Below are 16,893 nucleotides of genomic sequence, written 5' to 3'. Positions count from 1 at the left end.
TCATCCGTTGGCAAAGTCTGCGAAGTTGCAGGCTAGTGCTCGGAGCCGGCGCTGCCGCCGTCAACCGGGGCAGCCCGGCAGCGGCAGCGTCGGCAGCATGCGTTGCCACAGGCGCTTCCACTCCGGCCAGTCGTGGCCGCCTTCGGTGGTGAAGACGCGTTCCGCGGGCAGCGCCGCCGCCAGCAGCCGGTGGCTGAAAGCGAAGCGGTCGTCCACGCCGTAGCCCAGGTAGAGCGGCGGGCGCGGTGCCGCTGTCTGCGTGAAACCGACGTAGCCGCGCAACCATTGCCATAGCTGGGTTTCGTTCGGCGCGCGGGGAATGCCTTCGCCCGGATCCGCCAGCGGGCCGTGCCATTGCGCAAGCCCGCCGGCGTTGGCGATGTCGGTGCTCTGCGCGCGCTCGCCGAGGTAGGGCGCGAGCGTCACCACGCCGGAGAGTTCGCCGGGATGCGTCTGCGCATAGAGCAGCCCGCCGAATCCGCCGACCGAGATGCCGACGATCCAGATATGGCGGTAGCCATGCTGGCGTGCCGGCGCCATCACGTCGGCGCTCAGGCGATCGAGGATGCTCCTGTTGTTGTAGTAGCCCAGGTGCGCGTCGACCAGCATCACGTCCGCGGCGAGCCGGGCGTCTCGCACGGCACTGACGAAGCCTTCGCGCGTGAATTCGTCGGGGGTGGAATAGGCGCCGGGCAGCATGACCAGCAGCGTGTCGACGTTGCGCGCGCAATTGCTCTTCTCGAGCGTGGTCGCCATCGGCACGGTGGCCTTGCGTATTCCGCCGCAGGCCGCGACCAGCAGGGCCGCTCCGATTCCCAGGGCTACGAGGCAAAGGCGTGTTGACGGCAGCTTCATGCGCCGCAGTTTAGGCGCGGCGGGACGCCGGCAGGTCGACCATCACCGGTTGCCCTGGCGTGGTGCAGCCGGTGTCGCAGCATTTGCCGGGCTGGCGGTTGCGGGTGATGGCGCGTGCCGGGTCGTGCGGGGCGGCGGCGGGCGATCCATCGGCCGCGATGCCGCGCTCGAGGATGCGCTCCACCAGTTCGACCTTGGAGCCGAGCGGGTAGTTGCGCCAGATTTCCTGCTTCATCGCGGCCGGCGAACCGCCGCCGTGCAGGCTGATCACGCTGTACCAGCCGCCCTGGTAGCCCGCCGTCAGATCCTCGATGAAGCGGGCGGTCTCGATGCGCTGCTCGTAGGGAATGGCCGGGTTGGCGCGCAGCACGTCCGACAGGCGGGCGGCGGTCTCGGGGTTGTGGTCTTCGTCGGGGCCGGGCAGGGTGACGATGAGCCCGCCGCTCACGTAGTGCGCGATGCGGTGCATGTCGTAGATCTTCGTGGCCAGCAGCAGCTTGCCGATGTTGCTGAACACCGGGTCTGGCATGAAGACCTCGCAGTGCTCGTCGGCCTTGCCGTAGACGCTGGCCGCCACGCCGCAGGCAAAGAAGCTTTCGGTGATGGTGATGAGCTCGACCATCTGCTCGCGCAGGTGGCTTTCCTTGCCCGGGTCGAAGCCGTTGGCCTCGCACATCAGCGCGCCGGCGCCGATCAGCAGGTCGCCGAAGCCCGCGCGCGCGCCGATGCAGCTGTGGCGGTGGTGCGTGGCGTAGCTGTAGGTCAGGTGGCCGGAATGCTCCCATTCCCCGGCGTAGAACACGCGCTCCCATGGCACGAAGACCTTGTCGAACATGCATACGCCGGTGCTCTGCCCGTACTTGCGGCTGAAAAGGGCGTCGCCATGCTCGAGCTTTTCCCCGGGGCGCCCGGCGGGGCGGGCGACGATGGTGAGCCCCGGCGCGTCCAGCGGCACGGCGCAGCAGACGGCGAAGTCGGCGTCTTCCTTGCCCATGTTGCGGCAGGGCATGACCAGCAGTTCATGCACATAGGGCGCTCCCGTCACGATGGCCTTGGTGCCCGAGATGACGATGCCGCGCGCATTGCGCTCCACCACGTGCAGGTAGCTGTCGACGTTGGCCTGCTCGTGTGGCCGCCGGCTGCGGTCGCCCTTGGCGTCGGTCATGGCGACTCCCAGCGTCAGGTCCTGGTCCTGCACGCGGTGCAGGTACTCGTGGAAGCGGGCGGTGTGCTCGGTACTGCCGCGGGCGTCGTCGATGCGGGCCGAGACCTGGGCGATGGCGTTGAGCGCGTCGTGCGTCAGGTAGCGCTGGGCGCATCCGGTTTCCTGGCAGACAAGGCGCACCGCCTCCAGCTTGTTGAGCAGGTCGCCGGAGCTGGTGTTGATGTGCGACAGCCGGTTCACGCGCTTGCCGCTGGTGTGCTGCACCGCCGTCATCAGCGGCTCGTATTCCTTGCGCAGCGCGTAGTCGTAGGTGAGGGCGATGGCATTGATGCCGGGCTGGAAGGCGGGCTCATCGGCCACGCTTTCGACGCGGCGGCCGTCCACGAAGACAGTGGGGCGGTAGCGGCGCAGCGATTCGCGGTAGTCGGCGCCGGACATGAGCGTGGTGGCGGGGAGCGGGGCGTTCATCGTTTCTTGTCTCCGTGGTTTTCTGGGCTTCCGAGGGGCTTCCGGGCAAAATTTGAACACTGTTTAATTTTTTGATCAACGCTCGAATTTTTGTATAGTCCCGCCCATGCATGCCAAGCTCCAACGCCGCCAGGCGCTCACCGATGCGCGCCGCGCGCTGGTGCTCGACGCCGCACGCGCCGTGTTCCTGGAAGCTGGCATCGAGGGCGCGAGCATTCGCGAAATCGCGCGCAGGGCCGGCTACACGCCGGGCGCCATCTACTCCTATTTCGACAGCAAGGAAGCGATCTACGGCGCGCTGCTCGATGAATCGATCCAGCGGCTCCAGACGGCCGTCGCTGATGCCCCCGAGTCCGAAGGCCGTCCTGACCAGACGCTCGCCGCCAAGGCGCAGGCGTGGTTCGACTTCTACGCAGCGAACCCGCGCGAGCTCGACCTCGGCTTCTATCTTGTGCAGGGCATGCGCCCGCGCGGGCTGACCAGCGAGCTCGACCATGAGCTGAACGACCATCTGCATCAGGCCCTTCGCCCCTGCGAAGACGCGTTGCAGGCCATGGGCCTCGACGCGGATGGCGCTTTGCGGGAAAACACCTCGCTGTTCGCACACGGCGTGGGCCTGCTGCTGATGCAGCACACCGGGCGCATCCGCATGTTCAGGCAGTCGGCCGACGCACTCTTCAAGGCCTACGTGGCGCAGCTGGTGGAGCGCGTTGCCGCCCAGGCGGCCAAACCCGGTCTTTTCGGTGGTACGGTTTAGCCCAACCTAAACCTCTACAAGAAAGAATCCGTTCATGCTGCTCGACGCTTCGCAATCCCAACTCGTGCTGGTCGACTACCAGGCACGGCTGATGCCGGCGGTGTTCGAAAACGAGGCCGTTGCGAAGAATGCCGTGCGCCTCGGCCAGATGGCGAAATGGGTCGACGTGCCGGTCTGGGGCACCGAGCAGAACCCGTCCAAGCTCGGCGAAAACCTGCCGGACATCCGCGCGCTGTGCAGGAAGACGCTGGCGAAGATGCACTTCAGCGGCGTGGAAGAGGGCCTCGGCGAATGGCTGCGCGCGCCGGCCAAGGCCGCGCCGCAGGGCAATGCCCGGAGCCTGCCGAAGCATCTGCAGAAGCCGCAGGCCGCGCCCGAAGAGCGCAACACCATCGTGATCGCCGGCTGCGAAGCCCATGTCTGCCTGCTGCAGACCGCGCTCGACCTGCTGGAAGACGAGTTCGAAGTCTGGGTCGTCACCGACGCCTGCAGCTCGCGCACCGAGCGCAACCGCGACGCCGCGTTCGACCGGCTGGCCGGTGCCGGCGCCGAGCTGGTGACGACCGAGATGGTCGGCTTCGAGTGGCTGCGCACTGCCGAGCACCCGGCGTTCCGCGAACTGCAGGCCCTGATCCGTTAAACCCGCTGCCCCCGGCGCCGTTGCCGGGGTGGGACTCGGCCGGGTTGTCCCGGTCGTCAGCTTGCTGCAAGATCGGTCTCCATAATTATGAATTCAGTTTTGGCGAGGCCGCTTGAACGAAAACATAGAACGGAGACAAATCCAGATGAGCCGCTTTGAAGAGTTCCATCGCCAGTCCGTGGATGCGCCCGAGGCCTTCTGGGCCGAGCAGGCCCGGCTGATCGACTGGCACACCCCCGCGCAGCAGATCCTCGACGCCAGCCAGCCGCCGTTCGCGCGCTGGTTCGTGGGCGGCACCACCAACCTGTGCCACAACGCCGTCGACCGACATCTGGCCGAGCGCGGCAGCCAGCCCGCGCTGATCTTCGTCTCCACAGAAACCGGCGTCGAAAAGAGCTACAGCTTCGACGAACTGCACGCCGCAGTGCAGCGCACCGCCGCCAGCCTTGTCGAACTCGGTGTCGGCAAGGGCGACCGGGTGCTCATCTACATGCCGATGATTCCCGAGGCCGCGTTCGCCATGCTGGCCTGCGCGCGCATCGGCGCCATCCACTGCGTGGTGTTCGGCGGCTTCGCGAGCGTTTCGCTGGCCACGCGCATCGAAGATGCCGAGCCCAAGGTGGTCGTGAGTGCCGATGCCGGCTCGCGCGGCGGCAAGGTCATCGCGTACAAGCCGCTGCTCGACGAGGCGATCCGCCTGTCGAAGCACAAGCCCTCGGCCGTGCTGCTCACCGACCGCGGCCTCGCCCCCATGGACCTGACGGCAGGGCGCGACCACCTCGCCGCCGAACTGCGCCAGAAGCACATCGACGCCAAGGTGCCCTGCATCTGGCTCGCCTCCACCGACATCAGCTACACCATCTACACGAGCGGGACCACCGGCAAGCCCAAGGGCGTGCAACGCGACGTGGGCGGCTACGCGGTGGCGCTGGCCGCGAGCATGAAGCACATCTTCGACGGGCGGCCCGGCGAAACCTACTTCTCGACCAGCGACATCGGCTGGGTGGTGGGCCACAGCTACATCGTGTACGGCCCGCTGATCGCGGGCATGGCGACCATCATGTACGAAGGCCTGCCCACGCAGGGCATCGACCGGCAGCCCGACGGCGGCATCTGGTGGCGCCTCGTCGAGAAGTACAGGGTGACGGTGATGTTCAGCGCGCCCACCGCGGTGCGCGTGCTCAAGAAGCAGGACCCGGCCCTGCTCAAGAAGTACGACCTGTCGAGCCTGCGCGCGCTGTTCCTGGCCGGCGAGCCGCTCGACGAGCCCACCGCGCGCTGGATCAGCGAGGGCCTGGGTGTGCCGATCATCGACAACTACTGGCAGACCGAATCGGGCTGGCCGATGATCACCATCGCCAACGGCGTGGAGGCCAAGGCCAGCAAGTTCGGCAGCCCGGGCGTGCCGATGTACGGCTACCGCATCAAGATCCTGCACGAGTCGACCGGCGAGGAGCTGACCGGCGCGAACGAGAAAGGCGTGGTCGTGGTGGAGGGGCCGACCCCGCCCGGTTTCATGCAGACCGTGTGGAAGGACGACGCGCGCTTCGTCGATACCTACTGGAAAAGCGTACCCGGCAAGATGGTCTATTCGACCTTCGACTGGGGCATTCGCGATGAAGACGGCTATTTCTACATCCTCGGGCGCACCGACGACGTGATCAACGTGGCGGGCCACCGACTGGGCACGCGCGAGATCGAGGAGAGCATTTCGGGCCATGCCAACGTCGCGGAAGTGGCCGTGGTGGGCGTTGCCGACGCGCTCAAGGGGCAGGTGGCGATGGCCTTCGTCGTTCCGAAGGACGGCAAGGCCGCGGCCGACGCCGACGTGGCGCTCAAGCTCGAGGGCGAGATCATGAAGCTCGTGGCCGACCAGCTCGGCGCGCTGGCCCGCCCCGCGCGCGTGCGCTTCGTGAGCGGCCTGCCCAAGACGCGCAGCGGCAAATTGCTGCGCCGCGCCATCCAGGCCGTCTGCGAGCAGCGCGACCCGGGCGACCTGACCACCATCGACGACCCCGCCACGCTGCAGCACATCAAACAGTTACTTTCTTCGCCCTGAGTTATCCCCGAAGGGGGTTGCAGGCTCCCTTTGAACCGTCATATGGTTGACGTGGCACAATGCCAAGGTACTCAGGCCCTTCCCCAGCCACAGTCGCATCCGCCAACCGGTTCAGCCGTGTCGCGGAAGGTTTCTTAACCAGCTAGTGCTTCCTTCAGGGAAGCGAAGGTCAGCGGATCATGAGCGATTCATCGACGCCATCGGCGTACACCGCCTATCAAGGCAACACATACCTCTTCGGCGGCAATGCCCCCTATGTCGAAGAGATGTATGAAAACTACCTCTCCAACCCCGGCAGCGTGCCCGACAACTGGCGTTCGTATTTCGACGCGCTGCAGAACGTTCCCGCCGCCGACGGCAGCAACACCCGCGACGTCCCGCACCTGCCGGTCATCAACGCCTTCGCCGAACGCGCGAAGCAGGGCACGACCAAGGTCGTGCAGGCCAGCGGCGCCGATTCCGAACTCGGCCGCAAGCGCACCTCCGTCCAGCAGCTGATCGCCGCCTACCGCAACGTCGGCGCACGCTGGGCCGACCTCGATCCGCTCAAGCGCGCCGAGCGTCCCGCCATCCCGGAACTCGAGCCCTCGTTCTACGGCTTCACCGACGCCGACCTCGAGACGGTGTTCAACACCAGCAACACCTTCTTCGGCAAGGAAGCCATGTCGCTGCGCGACCTGCTCAATGCCTTGCGCGAAACGTACTGCGGCACGATGGGTGCCGAGTACATGTACACCACCGACCAGAACCACAAGCGCTGGTGGCAGCAGCGGCTCGAAAGCGCCCGCACCAATCCCAAGCTGAGCGCCGAGCAGAAGAAGCACGTGCTCAGCCGCCTGACGGCCGCCGAAGGCCTCGAGCGCTTCCTGCACACCAAGTACGTCGGCCAGAAGCGCTTCTCGCTCGAAGGCGGCGAAAGCTTCATCGTCGCGATGGACGAGCTGATCAACCAGGCCGGCGTCAAGGGCGTGCAGGAAATCGTGATCGGCATGGCCCACCGCGGCCGCCTGAACGTGCTGGTCAACTCGCTCGGCAAGATGCCGGCCGACCTGTTCGCCGAGTTCGACCACACCGCCCCCGAAGACCTGCCCAGCGGCGACGTCAAGTACCACCAGGGCTTCAGCTCGGACGTGACCACCCCCGGCGGCCCGGTGCACCTGAGCCTCGCGTTCAATCCCTCGCACCTTGAAATCGTGAACCCCGTGGTCGAAGGCTCGGTGCGTGCCCGCATGGACCGCCGCGGCGACCCGCTGGGCAAGCAGGTGCTGCCCGTGATCGTGCACGGCGACGCCGCCTTCGCAGGCCAGGGCGTCGTGATGGAAACGCTGGCGCTGGCCGAGACCCGCGGCTACTCCACCGGCGGCACGGTGCACTTCGTCATCAACAACCAGATCGGCTTCACCACCAGCGACCCGCGCGACAGCCGCTCGACGCTGTACTGCTCGGACATCGTCAAGATGATCGAGGCGCCGGTGCTGCACGTGAACGGCGACGATCCCGAAGCCGTGGTGCTCGCCACCCAGATCGCCCTGGACTTCCGCATGGAATTCCAGAAGGACGTGGTCGTCGACATCATCTGCTTCCGCAAGCTGGGCCACAACGAGCAGGACACCCCCTCGCTCACCCAGCCGCTGATGTACAAGAAGATCGCCCAGCACCCCGGCACGCGCAAGCTGTACGCCGACAAGCTGGCCGCTCAAGGCCTGGGCGACACGCTCGGCGACGACATGGTCAAGGCGCAGCGCGCCGCCTTCGACGAAGGCAAGAACACCGTCGACCCCGTGCTCACCAACTTCAAGAGCAAGTACGCCGTCGACTGGAGCCCGTACCTCAACAAGAAGTGGACCGACGCCGGCGACACCGCCATTCCCTCCAGCGAGTGGAAGCGCCTGGCCGAGAAGATCACCACCGTGCCGCAAGGCTTCACGGTGCATCCCCTCGTGAAGAAGGTGCTGGACGACCGCGCGGCCATGGGCCGCGGCGACGTCAACATCGACTGGGGCATGGGCGAGCACATGGCCTTCGCCTCGCTGGTGGCCAGCGGCTACCCGGTGCGCCTGTCGGGTGAAGACTCGGGCCGCGGCACGTTCACGCACCGCCACGCCGTGCTGCACGACCAGAACCGCGAGAAGTTCGACGAAGGCACCTACACGCCGCTGCAGAACGTGGCCGACAACCAGGCTCCGTTCGTCGTCATCGACTCGATCCTGTCGGAAGAAGCCGTGCTTGCGTTCGAATACGGCTATGCATCGAACGACCCGAACACGCTCGTCATCTGGGAAGCCCAGTTCGGCGACTTCGTGAACGGCGCGCAAGTGGTGATCGACCAGTTCATCGCCTCGGGCGAAGTGAAGTGGGGCCGCGTCAACGGCCTGACCATGATGCTGCCGCACGGCTACGAAGGCCAGGGCCCCGAGCACAGCTCGGCACGCCTGGAGCGCTTCATGCAGCTGAGCGCGGACACCAACATGCAGGTGGTGCAACCCACGACGGCCAGCCAGATCTTCCACGTGCTGCGCCGCCAGATGGTGCGCAACCTGCGCAAGCCGCTGATCATCCTCACGCCCAAGTCGCTGCTGCGCAACAAGGACGCCACCTCGCCGCTGGCCGAATTCACCAAGGGCAGCTTCCAGACCGTCATTCCCGACAGCAAGGGCCTGAAGGCCGAGAAGGTCAAGCGCCTGATCGCCTGCTCGGGCAAGGTCTACTACGACCTGGCCAAGAAGCGCGAGGAACTGGGCAGCGAAGACGTGGCGATCATCCGCGTCGAGCAGCTCTATCCGTTCCCGCACAAGGCGTTTGCCGCCGAGATCAAGAAGTACCCGAACCTCGTCGACGTGGTCTGGTGCCAGGACGAGCCGCAGAACCAGGGCGCCTGGTTCTTCGTGCAGCACTACATCCACGAAAACATGCAGGACGGCCAGAAGCTCGGCTACTCCGGCCGTGCCGCATCGGCATCGCCGGCGGTGGGCTACTCGCACCTGCACCAGGAACAGCAGAAGGCGCTGGTCGACGGCGCGTTCGCCAAGCTCAAGGGCTTCGTGCTGACCAAGTAATCGCCTGTCCCTTTTTCACACGAACACCCTGAAGAACAAAACGGAGCTCACTCCACATGTCTATCGTAGAAGTCAAAGTCCCCCAGCTTTCCGAATCCGTGGCCGAGGCCACCATGCTCACCTGGAAGAAGAAGGCCGGCGAAGCCGTCGCCGTCGATGAAATCCTGATCGAGATCGAGACCGACAAGGTCGTGCTGGAAGTGCCCGCGCCATCGGCCGGCGTGCTGGCTGAAATCGTTCAGCCCGACGGCGCCACCGTGGTGGCCGAGCAGCTGATCGCCAAGATCGACACCGAAGGCAAGGCTTCGGCCGGCGCCCCGGCTGCCGCTGCACCCGCTGCCGCTCCTGCGGCTGCGGCACCCGCCCCGGCGGCAGCCGCTGCTGCCACGGGTGGCTCGAAGGCCGACGTGGCCATGCCCGCCGCCGCCAAGCTGCTGGCAGACAACAACCTGAAGACCAGCGACGTCGCCGGCACCGGCAAGGACGGCCGCGTCACCAAGGGCGACGTGCTCGGCGCCGTGGCTTCGGGCGCCAAGCCCGCGGCACCTGCCGCCACCGTCGCCGCGCCGGCCGCCAAGCCCGCGCTGCCGCAAGTCGCGGCGCCCGCCGGTGCGCCCGACCTGGGCGAGCGTCCGGAACAGCGCGTGCCGATGAGCCGCCTGCGCGCCCGCATCGCCGAGCGCCTGCTGCAGTCGCAATCCACCAACGCCATCCTGACGACCTTCAACGAAGTCAACATGGCGCCGGTCATGGAACTGCGCAAGCGCTTCCAGGACAGCTTCACCAAGGAGCACGGCGTGAAGCTCGGCTTCATGTCCTTCTTCGTGAAGGCCGCCGTGCACGCGCTGAAGAAGTACCCGGTGATCAACGCCTCGGTCGACGGCAACGACATCCTGTACCACGGCTACTTCGACATCGGCATCGCCGTCGGTTCGCCGCGCGGCCTGGTGGTGCCGATCCTGCGCAACGCCGACCAGATGAGCTTCGCCGACATCGAGAAGAAGATCGCCGAGTTCGGCAAGAAGGCGCAAGACGGCAAGCTGGGCATCGAAGACATGACCGGCGGCACGTTCTCCATCTCGAACGGCGGAACTTTCGGCTCGATGCTCTCGACCCCGATCATCAACCCGCCCCAGTCGGCCATCCTGGGCGTGCACGCCACCAAGGACCGCGCCGTGGTGGAAAACGGCCAGATCGTGATCCGCCCGATGAACTACCTCGCCATGAGCTACGACCACCGCATCATCGACGGCCGCGAAGCCGTGCTGGGCCTGGTCGCCATGAAGGAAGCGCTGGAAGACCCGTCGCGCCTGCTGTTCGACATCTGATCCACCCCCAGTCTTCGCGCACTTCGTGTCGCTTCGCCAACCCCCTCGCGGGGGCAACACCTGCGGTCCGGCAAAGCCGGTTCCGCGGTGTTCGCGAAGGAACCCTGATTCACGCGGCGCGATGGACAACTGAAACGGAAACCCAATGAGCAAACAATTCGACGTCGTCGTCATCGGCGGCGGCCCCGGCGGCTACATCGCCGCCATCCGTGCGGCGCAACTCGGCTTCAACGTCGCCTGCGTCGACGAGTGGAAGAACGGCAAGGGCGGCCCGGCACCGGGCGGCACCTGCACCAACGTCGGCTGCATTCCCTCGAAGGCACTGCTGCAATCGTCGGAGCACTTCGAGCAGGCCGGCCACCACTTCGCCGACCACGGCATCAAGGTCGAAGGCCTGGGCCTGGACATCGACAAGATGCTGGCCCGCAAGGACCAGGTCGTGAAGCAGAACAACGACGGCATCCTGTACCTGTTCAAGAAGAACAAGATCACGTTCTTCCACGGCCGCGCATCGTTCGTGAAGACGGACGAAACCGGCTACGAGCTCAAGGTGGCCGGCGCCGCCGAAGAGTCGATCAGCGGCAAGCACATCGTCATCGCCACGGGCTCCAACGCCCGTGCGCTGCCGGGCGCGCCGTTTGACGAGGAGAACATCCTCTCGAACGACGGCGCGCTGCGCATCGGCGCGGTGCCCAAGAAGCTGGGCCTGATCGGCTCGGGCGTCATCGGCCTCGAAATGGGCTCGGTGTGGCGTCGCCTCGGCGCGGAAGTCACGGTGCTCGAAGCGCTGCCGACCTTCCTCGGCGCGGTGGACGAGCAGATCGCCAAGGAAGCCAAGAAGGCGTTCGACAAGCAGAAGCTCAAGATCGAACTCGGCGTGAAGGTCGGCGAGATCAAGTCGTCCAAGAAGGGCGTGAGCGTTGCCTGGACCAACGCCAAGGGCGAAGCCCAGACGCTGGAAGTCGACAAGCTGATCGTGTCGATCGGCCGCGTGCCCAACACCATCGGCCTGAACGCCGAAGCCGTGGGCCTGAAGCTCGACGAGCGCGGCGCCATCGCCGTGGACGACGCGTGCAAGACCAACCTGCCCAACGTCTGGGCGATCGGCGACGTGGTGCGCGGCCCGATGCTGGCGCACAAGGCCGAGGAAGAGGGCGTTGCCGTGGCGGAGCGCATTGCGGGCCAGCACGGCCACGTCAACTTCAACACGATTCCCTGGGTGATCTACACGAGCCCCGAGATCGCGTGGGTCGGCCAGACCGAGCAGCAGCTCAAGACCGAAGGCCGCGCCTACAAGGCCGGCACCTTCCCGTTCCTCGCGAACGGCCGCGCACGCGCACTGGGCGACACGACCGGCATGGTCAAGTTCCTGGCCGATGCCGCGACCGACGAGATCCTGGGCGTGCACATCGTGGGCCCGCAGGCCAGCGAACTGATCTCCGAAGCCGTCGTGGCCATGGAGTTCAAGGCGAGCGCGGAAGACATCGCCCGCATCTGCCATGCGCACCCGTCGCTGTCGGAAGCCACGAAGGAAGCCGCGCTGGCTGTCGACAAGCGCACGCTGAACTTCTGATCTCTTGACCAGCGTCAAACAGGCCTACGAGGCGGAACTCGCTGCGCGCGGGTTCCACAGCGATCCCGCGCAACTGCGCGCCGTGGAGGCGCTGGATCGCTGCGCCAACGAATGGGCCGAGTACAAGGCCCAGCGTTCGAATGCGCTGAAGAAGTTCATCAACCGGCCGGAGCTCCCGCGCGGCGTCTACATGTACGGTGGCGTCGGGCGGGGCAAGAGCTTCCTGATGGACTTGTTCTTCAACGCCGTGCCGCTGCGGCGCAAGACGCGCCTGCACTTCCATGAGTTCATGCGTGAAGTGCACCGCGAACTGCGGGAGCTGCAAGGCACGGTCAATCCGCTCGACGAACTGGGCCTGCGCATTTCCAAGCGCTACAAGCTCATCTGCTTCGACGAGTTCCATGTGGCGGACATCACCGACGCGATGATTCTTCATCGGCTGCTGGTGTCGCTGTTCGAGAACGGCGTGGGCTTCGTCACCACCTCGAACTTCAAGCCCGACGATCTCTACCCCGGCGGGTTGCATCGCGACCGCATCCTGCCTGCCATCGCGCTCCTCAATGAGAAGCTCGAGGTGCTCAGCGTCGACAACGGCACCGACTACCGGCGCCGCACGCTGGAGCAACTGCGCATGTACCTCACGCCCAACGACGCGGCGGCCGAGAAGGAAATGCGCAAGGCCTTCGACAAGCTGGCCGAGGTGGCCGACGAAAACCCGGTGCTGCACATCGAATCGCGCGAGATCCGCGCGCGGCGCAAGGCCGGCGGCGTGGTCTGGTTCGACTTCAAGACGCTGTGCGGCGGCCCGCGTTCGCAGAACGACTACCTGGAGATAGCGAGCCAGTTCCACACGGTGCTGCTGTCCGACGTGCCGCACATGCCCGTGCGCATGGCTTCGGAAGCACGCCGTTTCACATGGCTGATCGACGTCTTGTACGACCGGCGCTGCAAGCTCATCATGTCGGCTGAGGTTCCGCCCGAGGCGTTGTACACCGAGGGTCCGCTGTCGCACGAATTCCCGCGCACGGTCTCCCGGCTCACCGAAATGCAGTCGAGCGAGTTTCTTTCCCTGGAACGCCGCATCGTCGACACCCGACTCACATGAAAAAATTCGCTCTTGTCCTGTTGATGTCGTTGGCCAGCCTGCCGCTGTGGGCGCAGTCCAACGCCGCCTCGGGCACTGTCGATCTCGAGGCCGAGAAGCGCAGGCTCTCGTCCGAGCGCGAGGCCATGGAAAAGCGCTTCCTGGAAGAGCGGACCGCCTGCTACAAGAAATTCGCGGTCGAGGACTGCCTGAGCGAAAGCCGCAACCGGCGCCGGATCCAGTCCGACAGCATCAAGCGCCAGGAAACCGCGATCAACGACATCCAGCGCCAGCGCAGCGGTGCTGCGGAACTGCAGAAGCTCGACCAGAAGGCTGCCACGCAGCGCGAGCAGGACACCAAGGAAAAGCAGGAACAGTCGATCCAGAGCCAGAAGGACCGCGAGCAGCGCGCTGCCGACCACGCGGCCAGCCGTGCCTCGACGGCTTCCGGCGCAGCGGAGCGCGAGCGCGAATTCCAGTCGAAGCAGCAGGCACATGCCGACGAGCGGGCCAAGGCGGCCCAGTTGCGAGCCGACGCACCTGCGAACGTCCAGCGCTTCGAAGACAAGCAGAAGAGGGCGGCCGAGCACAGGGCCAGCGTCGAGCGCAGGAATGCCTCGAGCGACAAGCCGCGCGGCGCGCCGCTGCCGCCGCCTCCCGCGGCGGGCGCTACTCCGGCTCCGGCCGCACCCTGATTCGGGCACTGCCGCCTGGAAGAACCGCGCTCAGGCCGCTGCCGGCAGCGCGTCGAGCTTCAGGACTGCGATGGAGATGTTGTCGCCTGTGCCGCGCGCCCGGCGTCGCGCTTCGCCCACCAGGATTTCCACCGCGTCGCGCGGGGGCTGGGCGTACAGCACGCTCGCCATTTCCTCGGGCGTGAAGTAATGCCAGAGCCCGTCGCTGCATGCCATCAGCAGGTCGCCGGACTGCATCTTCGGGATGTAGTGCGGATCGATGGGCGGCGGCGTCGTGGTCATGCCAAGGCAGCCCAGAAGGATGTTGCCCTGCGGATGGGTATTGGCTTCGGCCTCGCTGATCTGGCCGCGGTCGATCAGCGCCTGCACGTACGAATGGTCGCGCGTGCGCTTGACGAGCTGTCCGTCGTGGAAGTGATAGATGCGCGAGTCGCCGGCATGGATCCAGGCGCATTCGCCCTTGGGGTTCAGCAGGAACGCCGCCAGCGTGCTGTGGGGCTCCTGCTCGCTGGAAACTGCGGTGAGCTTGATGACGGTGTGCGAGTCTTCCAGCATTTGCCTCAGCAGGACTTCGGGGTCGTCGCGGCCCGGGGCGTAGCGCGCGAAGAGCTGGCGCGCGGTCATCATCACCTGGTCGGACGCCTTGCGCCCGCCGCTGCGACCGCCCATGCCGTCCGCAACGACGCCCAGCACGCAGCCGGGCACCCTCGGGTGACTCATCATCAAGACCTGGTCCTGTTGGTACGGGCGGTCTCCCTTGTGGAGTCCGGTGGCCGCTGCTAGTCGAAAGCCTTGAGTCATGAGGCATGTGCGCCAAAGCGCGTGGTTCTGTCTTCTCGGGGATTCGTGTCAGGACGTATTATCGAATGAACATGCGACGCGCCAACTCTGCGTTCGCTCCCCAACGTTGGACTCCAATCTTCATTCCCTTTCCCGGCAGCTCATCGAGCTGCGTATCGAGCATGCCGATCTCGATGCCACCATCGACCGGCTGTCCGAAGGCTCGCCGCAAGACGAGTTGCTGCTGCGGCGCCTGAAAAAGCGCCGCCTCGCATTGCGCGACCAGATCACGCGCCTCGAAAACGTGCTCGACCCGAAAGAGCCGGCGTGACAGGCGCGCTCGAAGACAAGGTGCGCGACGCCTTCGCGCAAGACGGTGCGCTGTCGCGTGCCGCCGAGCAGTTCCGCGAACGCTCGGGCCAGACCGAGATGGCCATGGCCGTGGCCCGCACCATCGATCAGGGCGGCGTGCTGGTGGTCGAGGCCGGCACCGGGGTCGGCAAGACTTTCTCGTACCTCGTGCCGGCGCTGCTGAGCGGCGAGCGCGTGCTGCTGTCCACCGCCACCAAGACCCTGCAGGACCAGCTGTTCGGCCGCGACCTGCCCCGGCTGGTCGAGGCTTTCGGGCTGCCGGTGCGCACGGCGTTGTTGAAGGGGCGCGCCAGCTACCTCTGCCTGCATCGCCTGGACACCGCGCGCCATGACGCCTCGCTGCCCGAACGCGGCAGCCTGCGCACGCTCGCCAAGATCGAGCAATGGTCCAAGGCCACGCGCACCGGCGACTTGGCCGAGCTGCCGGGGCTGGACGAGCGTTCGCCGCTGATCCCCCTCATCACGTCCACCCGCGAGAACTGCCTGGGCGCGCAGTGCCCGCAGTTCAAGGCCTGCCACGTCAACCTGGCGCGGCGCGAGGCGCTGGCCGCCGACATCGTCGTCATCAACCATCACCTGTTCTTCGCCGACCTCGCGGTGCGCGAGACCGGCATGGCGGAGTTGCTGCCCAGCGTGAGCGTCGTCGTGTTCGACGAGGCGCACCAGCTCAATGAAACCGGCGTGCAGTTCCTGGGTGCGCAGCTCGGCAGCGGCCAAGCACTCGATTTCGCGCGCGACATGCTGGGCTCGGGCCTGCAGCATGCGCGCGGGCTGGTCGACTGGCAGCAACTGGTGTCCGGCGTCGAGCGTGCCGCGCGCGAGCTGCGGCTGGTGGTCGGCAAGCAGTGGCCGGGCGCCAAGCTGCGCTGGCTGGGCCCTTCGCCGGAAGGCATCGACCCCGACGCCTGGCAGCATGCGCTCGATGACCTGCAGCACTCGTTCGAACTGGCCGCCGAAGGGCTGGCCACCGTCAGCGAAATCTCGCCCGACTTCGTGCGGCTGCACGAGCGGGCACGCCAGCTCGCCAAGCGCACGGCGCGCTTCGCGCAGCCTTGCGAGGTCGACTCGGTGCGCTGGGTGGATGTCGGCTCGCAACTGCGGCTGATCGAGTCGCCGCTCGACATCGCGGATGCGATGCGCAAGCGGGTGCTCAAGATCGCCGATGCGTCGGATGCCGAAGAAGGCGGCGACGCGGACGACGGCGACGAACTCGATGCCTACGGCGAGCGGCCCGCCCGCGAGACGCCGGTGCATGAAGACAGCGGCCGAGCCTGGGTCTTCACCTCGGCCACGCTCGGCGACGAGCCCACGCTGCGTTGGTTCACCGAGCCCTGCGGCCTGCACGATGCCGAAGTGCTGCGCGTGCAGAGTCCGTTCGACTATGCCTCGCAGGCGGCGCTGTACGTGCCTCGCGCGTTCCCCAAGCCCAACGCCCCCTCGCACAGCCAGCGGGTCGCCGAACTGGCTGCGCGCGGCGCCACCGAACTCGGCGGCCGTACGCTGGTGCTGACGACCACGCTGCGCGCCTTGCGCACCATCGGCGACGCCATCAAGCAGCAGTTCGAGCTGCTGGAGACCGAAGCTCGCCCCGAGGTGCTGGTGCAGGGCGAGCTGCCCAAGCGGGTGCTGATGGATCGTTTTCGCGAGGGCGCGAGCGGCGGGCGCGCGGGCTGCGTGCTGGTGGCGTCGGCTTCGTTCTGGGAGGGCTTCGACGCGCCGGGCGACGCGCTGCAACTGGTGGTGATCGACAAGCTGCCGTTCCCGCCGCCCAACGACCCCCTGGTCGAGGCACGCTCGCAGCGCCTGGAGGCGCAGGGGCGCAGTTCGTTCGCGGATTACTCGTTGCCCGAAGCGGCTGTTGCGCTCAAGCAGGGGGCGGGGCGGTTGATTCGGCGGGAGACCGACAGCGGCGTGCTGGCGATATGCGACACCCGCCTGGTCGCCATGGGCTACGGCCGCCGCCTGCTGGCGGCGCTTCCGCCGATGCGGCGGCTCGAAAACGAAGCGGACTTCGACGCCGCGCTGGACGCGCTCAGGAGCTAGCCGGAGCGCGCCGGTTCA

General features: G+C 66.7%; 13 protein-coding genes. 10 read left to right on the top strand and 3 right to left on the bottom strand.

Going from position 1 to position 16,893, the window contains the following annotated elements; all coding sequences use genetic code 11:
- Positions 1 to 60: 60 nt before the first annotated feature.
- Positions 61 to 855, bottom strand: a complete 795-nt coding sequence (locus WIX39_RS19890; RefSeq protein ID WP_409195672.1) for an alpha/beta fold hydrolase — start codon at positions 853 to 855, stop codon at positions 61 to 63.
- A gap of 10 nt (positions 856 to 865) precedes the next feature.
- Positions 866 to 2,488, bottom strand: a complete 1,623-nt coding sequence (locus tag WIX39_RS19885; RefSeq protein ID WP_409195671.1) for a 4-hydroxyphenylacetate 3-hydroxylase family protein — start codon at positions 2,486 to 2,488, stop codon at positions 866 to 868.
- A 106-nt stretch (positions 2,489 to 2,594) separates the two neighbouring features.
- On the opposite strand from WIX39_RS19885, the gene WIX39_RS19880 reads away from it, so the two are divergent.
- The 8 genes from WIX39_RS19880 (at position 2,595) to WIX39_RS19845 (ending at position 13,680) form a co-directional block, all read left to right on the top strand.
- Positions 2,595 to 3,245: a TetR/AcrR family transcriptional regulator gene (locus tag WIX39_RS19880; RefSeq protein WP_409195670.1), complete on the top strand. Its 651-nt coding sequence runs from the start codon at positions 2,595 to 2,597 to the stop codon at positions 3,243 to 3,245.
- 34 nt (positions 3,246 to 3,279) lie between these two features.
- Complete coding sequence (locus WIX39_RS19875) at positions 3,280 to 3,885, top strand: isochorismatase family protein (RefSeq protein ID WP_081271716.1); 606 nt, start codon at positions 3,280 to 3,282, stop codon at positions 3,883 to 3,885.
- Positions 3,886 to 4,024: 139 nt separating this feature from the next.
- Entirely contained in the window at positions 4,025 to 5,944 is a 1,920-nt protein-coding gene (locus WIX39_RS19870; protein WP_409196356.1) for a propionate--CoA ligase, read from the top strand.
- A 179-nt stretch (positions 5,945 to 6,123) separates the two neighbouring features.
- The gene (locus WIX39_RS19865) at positions 6,124 to 9,000 is read left to right on the top strand and encodes a 2-oxoglutarate dehydrogenase E1 component (RefSeq protein ID WP_081271718.1); all 2,877 of its coding nucleotides are present in this window, start codon (positions 6,124 to 6,126) and stop codon (positions 8,998 to 9,000) included.
- Between the two features lie 56 nt (positions 9,001 to 9,056).
- Positions 9,057 to 10,328 (top strand): 2-oxoglutarate dehydrogenase complex dihydrolipoyllysine-residue succinyltransferase, encoded by a 1,272-nt coding sequence (gene odhB / locus WIX39_RS19860; protein ID WP_285410977.1) that lies wholly within the window; start codon positions 9,057 to 9,059, stop codon positions 10,326 to 10,328.
- A gap of 145 nt (positions 10,329 to 10,473) precedes the next feature.
- Positions 10,474 to 11,901: a dihydrolipoyl dehydrogenase gene (gene lpdA / locus WIX39_RS19855; protein ID WP_409195669.1), complete on the top strand. Its 1,428-nt coding sequence runs from the start codon at positions 10,474 to 10,476 to the stop codon at positions 11,899 to 11,901.
- Positions 11,902 to 11,905: 4 nt separating this feature from the next.
- Positions 11,906 to 13,006 (top strand): cell division protein ZapE, encoded by a 1,101-nt coding sequence (gene zapE, locus WIX39_RS19850; protein WP_081269089.1) that lies wholly within the window; start codon positions 11,906 to 11,908, stop codon positions 13,004 to 13,006.
- Positions 13,003 to 13,680 (top strand): hypothetical protein, encoded by a 678-nt coding sequence (locus WIX39_RS19845; protein WP_409195668.1) that lies wholly within the window; start codon positions 13,003 to 13,005, stop codon positions 13,678 to 13,680. The genes zapE and WIX39_RS19845 overlap by 4 nt, the downstream gene beginning before the upstream one ends.
- Before the next feature lie 30 nt (positions 13,681 to 13,710).
- On the opposite strand, the gene WIX39_RS19840 is transcribed toward WIX39_RS19845, so the two are convergent.
- The gene (locus tag WIX39_RS19840) at positions 13,711 to 14,481 is read right to left on the bottom strand and encodes a PP2C family protein-serine/threonine phosphatase (RefSeq protein WP_081269091.1); all 771 of its coding nucleotides are present in this window, start codon (positions 14,479 to 14,481) and stop codon (positions 13,711 to 13,713) included.
- A 106-nt stretch (positions 14,482 to 14,587) separates the two neighbouring features.
- Here WIX39_RS19840 and WIX39_RS19835 point away from each other — a divergent pair, with 106 nt between their 5' ends.
- Positions 14,588 to 14,791: a YdcH family protein gene (locus WIX39_RS19835; RefSeq protein WP_081269092.1), complete on the top strand. Its 204-nt coding sequence runs from the start codon at positions 14,588 to 14,590 to the stop codon at positions 14,789 to 14,791.
- The gene (locus WIX39_RS19830; RefSeq protein WP_409195667.1) at positions 14,788 to 16,875 is read left to right on the top strand and encodes an ATP-dependent DNA helicase; all 2,088 of its coding nucleotides are present in this window, start codon (positions 14,788 to 14,790) and stop codon (positions 16,873 to 16,875) included. Before WIX39_RS19835 ends, WIX39_RS19830 begins: the two co-directional genes overlap by 4 nt.
- The last annotated feature ends 18 nt before the right edge of the window (positions 16,876 to 16,893 follow it).

It is taken from the genome of Variovorax sp. AB1(2024), assembly GCF_037482385.2.
GTDB lineage: Bacteria > Pseudomonadota > Gammaproteobacteria > Burkholderiales > Burkholderiaceae_C > Variovorax.
This window is presented reverse-complemented; position numbering and strand designations above follow the sequence as displayed.

What these genes read in the sequence shown, in the direction of transcription:
- WIX39_RS19890 (WP_409195672.1), bottom strand. Translation starts at nt 855, where the DNA reads ATGAAGCTGCCGTCAACACGCCTTTGCCTCGTAGCCCTGGGAATCGGA.
- WIX39_RS19885 (WP_409195671.1), bottom strand. Translation starts at nt 2,488, where the DNA reads ATGAACGCCCCGCTCCCCGCCACCACGCTCATGTCCGGCGCCGACTAC.
- WIX39_RS19880 (WP_409195670.1), top strand. Translation starts at nt 2,595, where the DNA reads ATGCATGCCAAGCTCCAACGCCGCCAGGCGCTCACCGATGCGCGCCGC.
- WIX39_RS19875 (WP_081271716.1), top strand. Translation starts at nt 3,280, where the DNA reads ATGCTGCTCGACGCTTCGCAATCCCAACTCGTGCTGGTCGACTACCAG.
- WIX39_RS19865 (WP_081271718.1), top strand. Translation starts at nt 6,124, where the DNA reads ATGAGCGATTCATCGACGCCATCGGCGTACACCGCCTATCAAGGCAAC.
- odhB (WP_285410977.1), top strand. Translation starts at nt 9,057, where the DNA reads ATGTCTATCGTAGAAGTCAAAGTCCCCCAGCTTTCCGAATCCGTGGCC.
- lpdA (WP_409195669.1), top strand. Translation starts at nt 10,474, where the DNA reads ATGAGCAAACAATTCGACGTCGTCGTCATCGGCGGCGGCCCCGGCGGC.
- WIX39_RS19845 (WP_409195668.1), top strand. Translation starts at nt 13,003, where the DNA reads ATGAAAAAATTCGCTCTTGTCCTGTTGATGTCGTTGGCCAGCCTGCCG.
- WIX39_RS19840 (WP_081269091.1), bottom strand. Translation starts at nt 14,481, where the DNA reads ATGACTCAAGGCTTTCGACTAGCAGCGGCCACCGGACTCCACAAGGGA.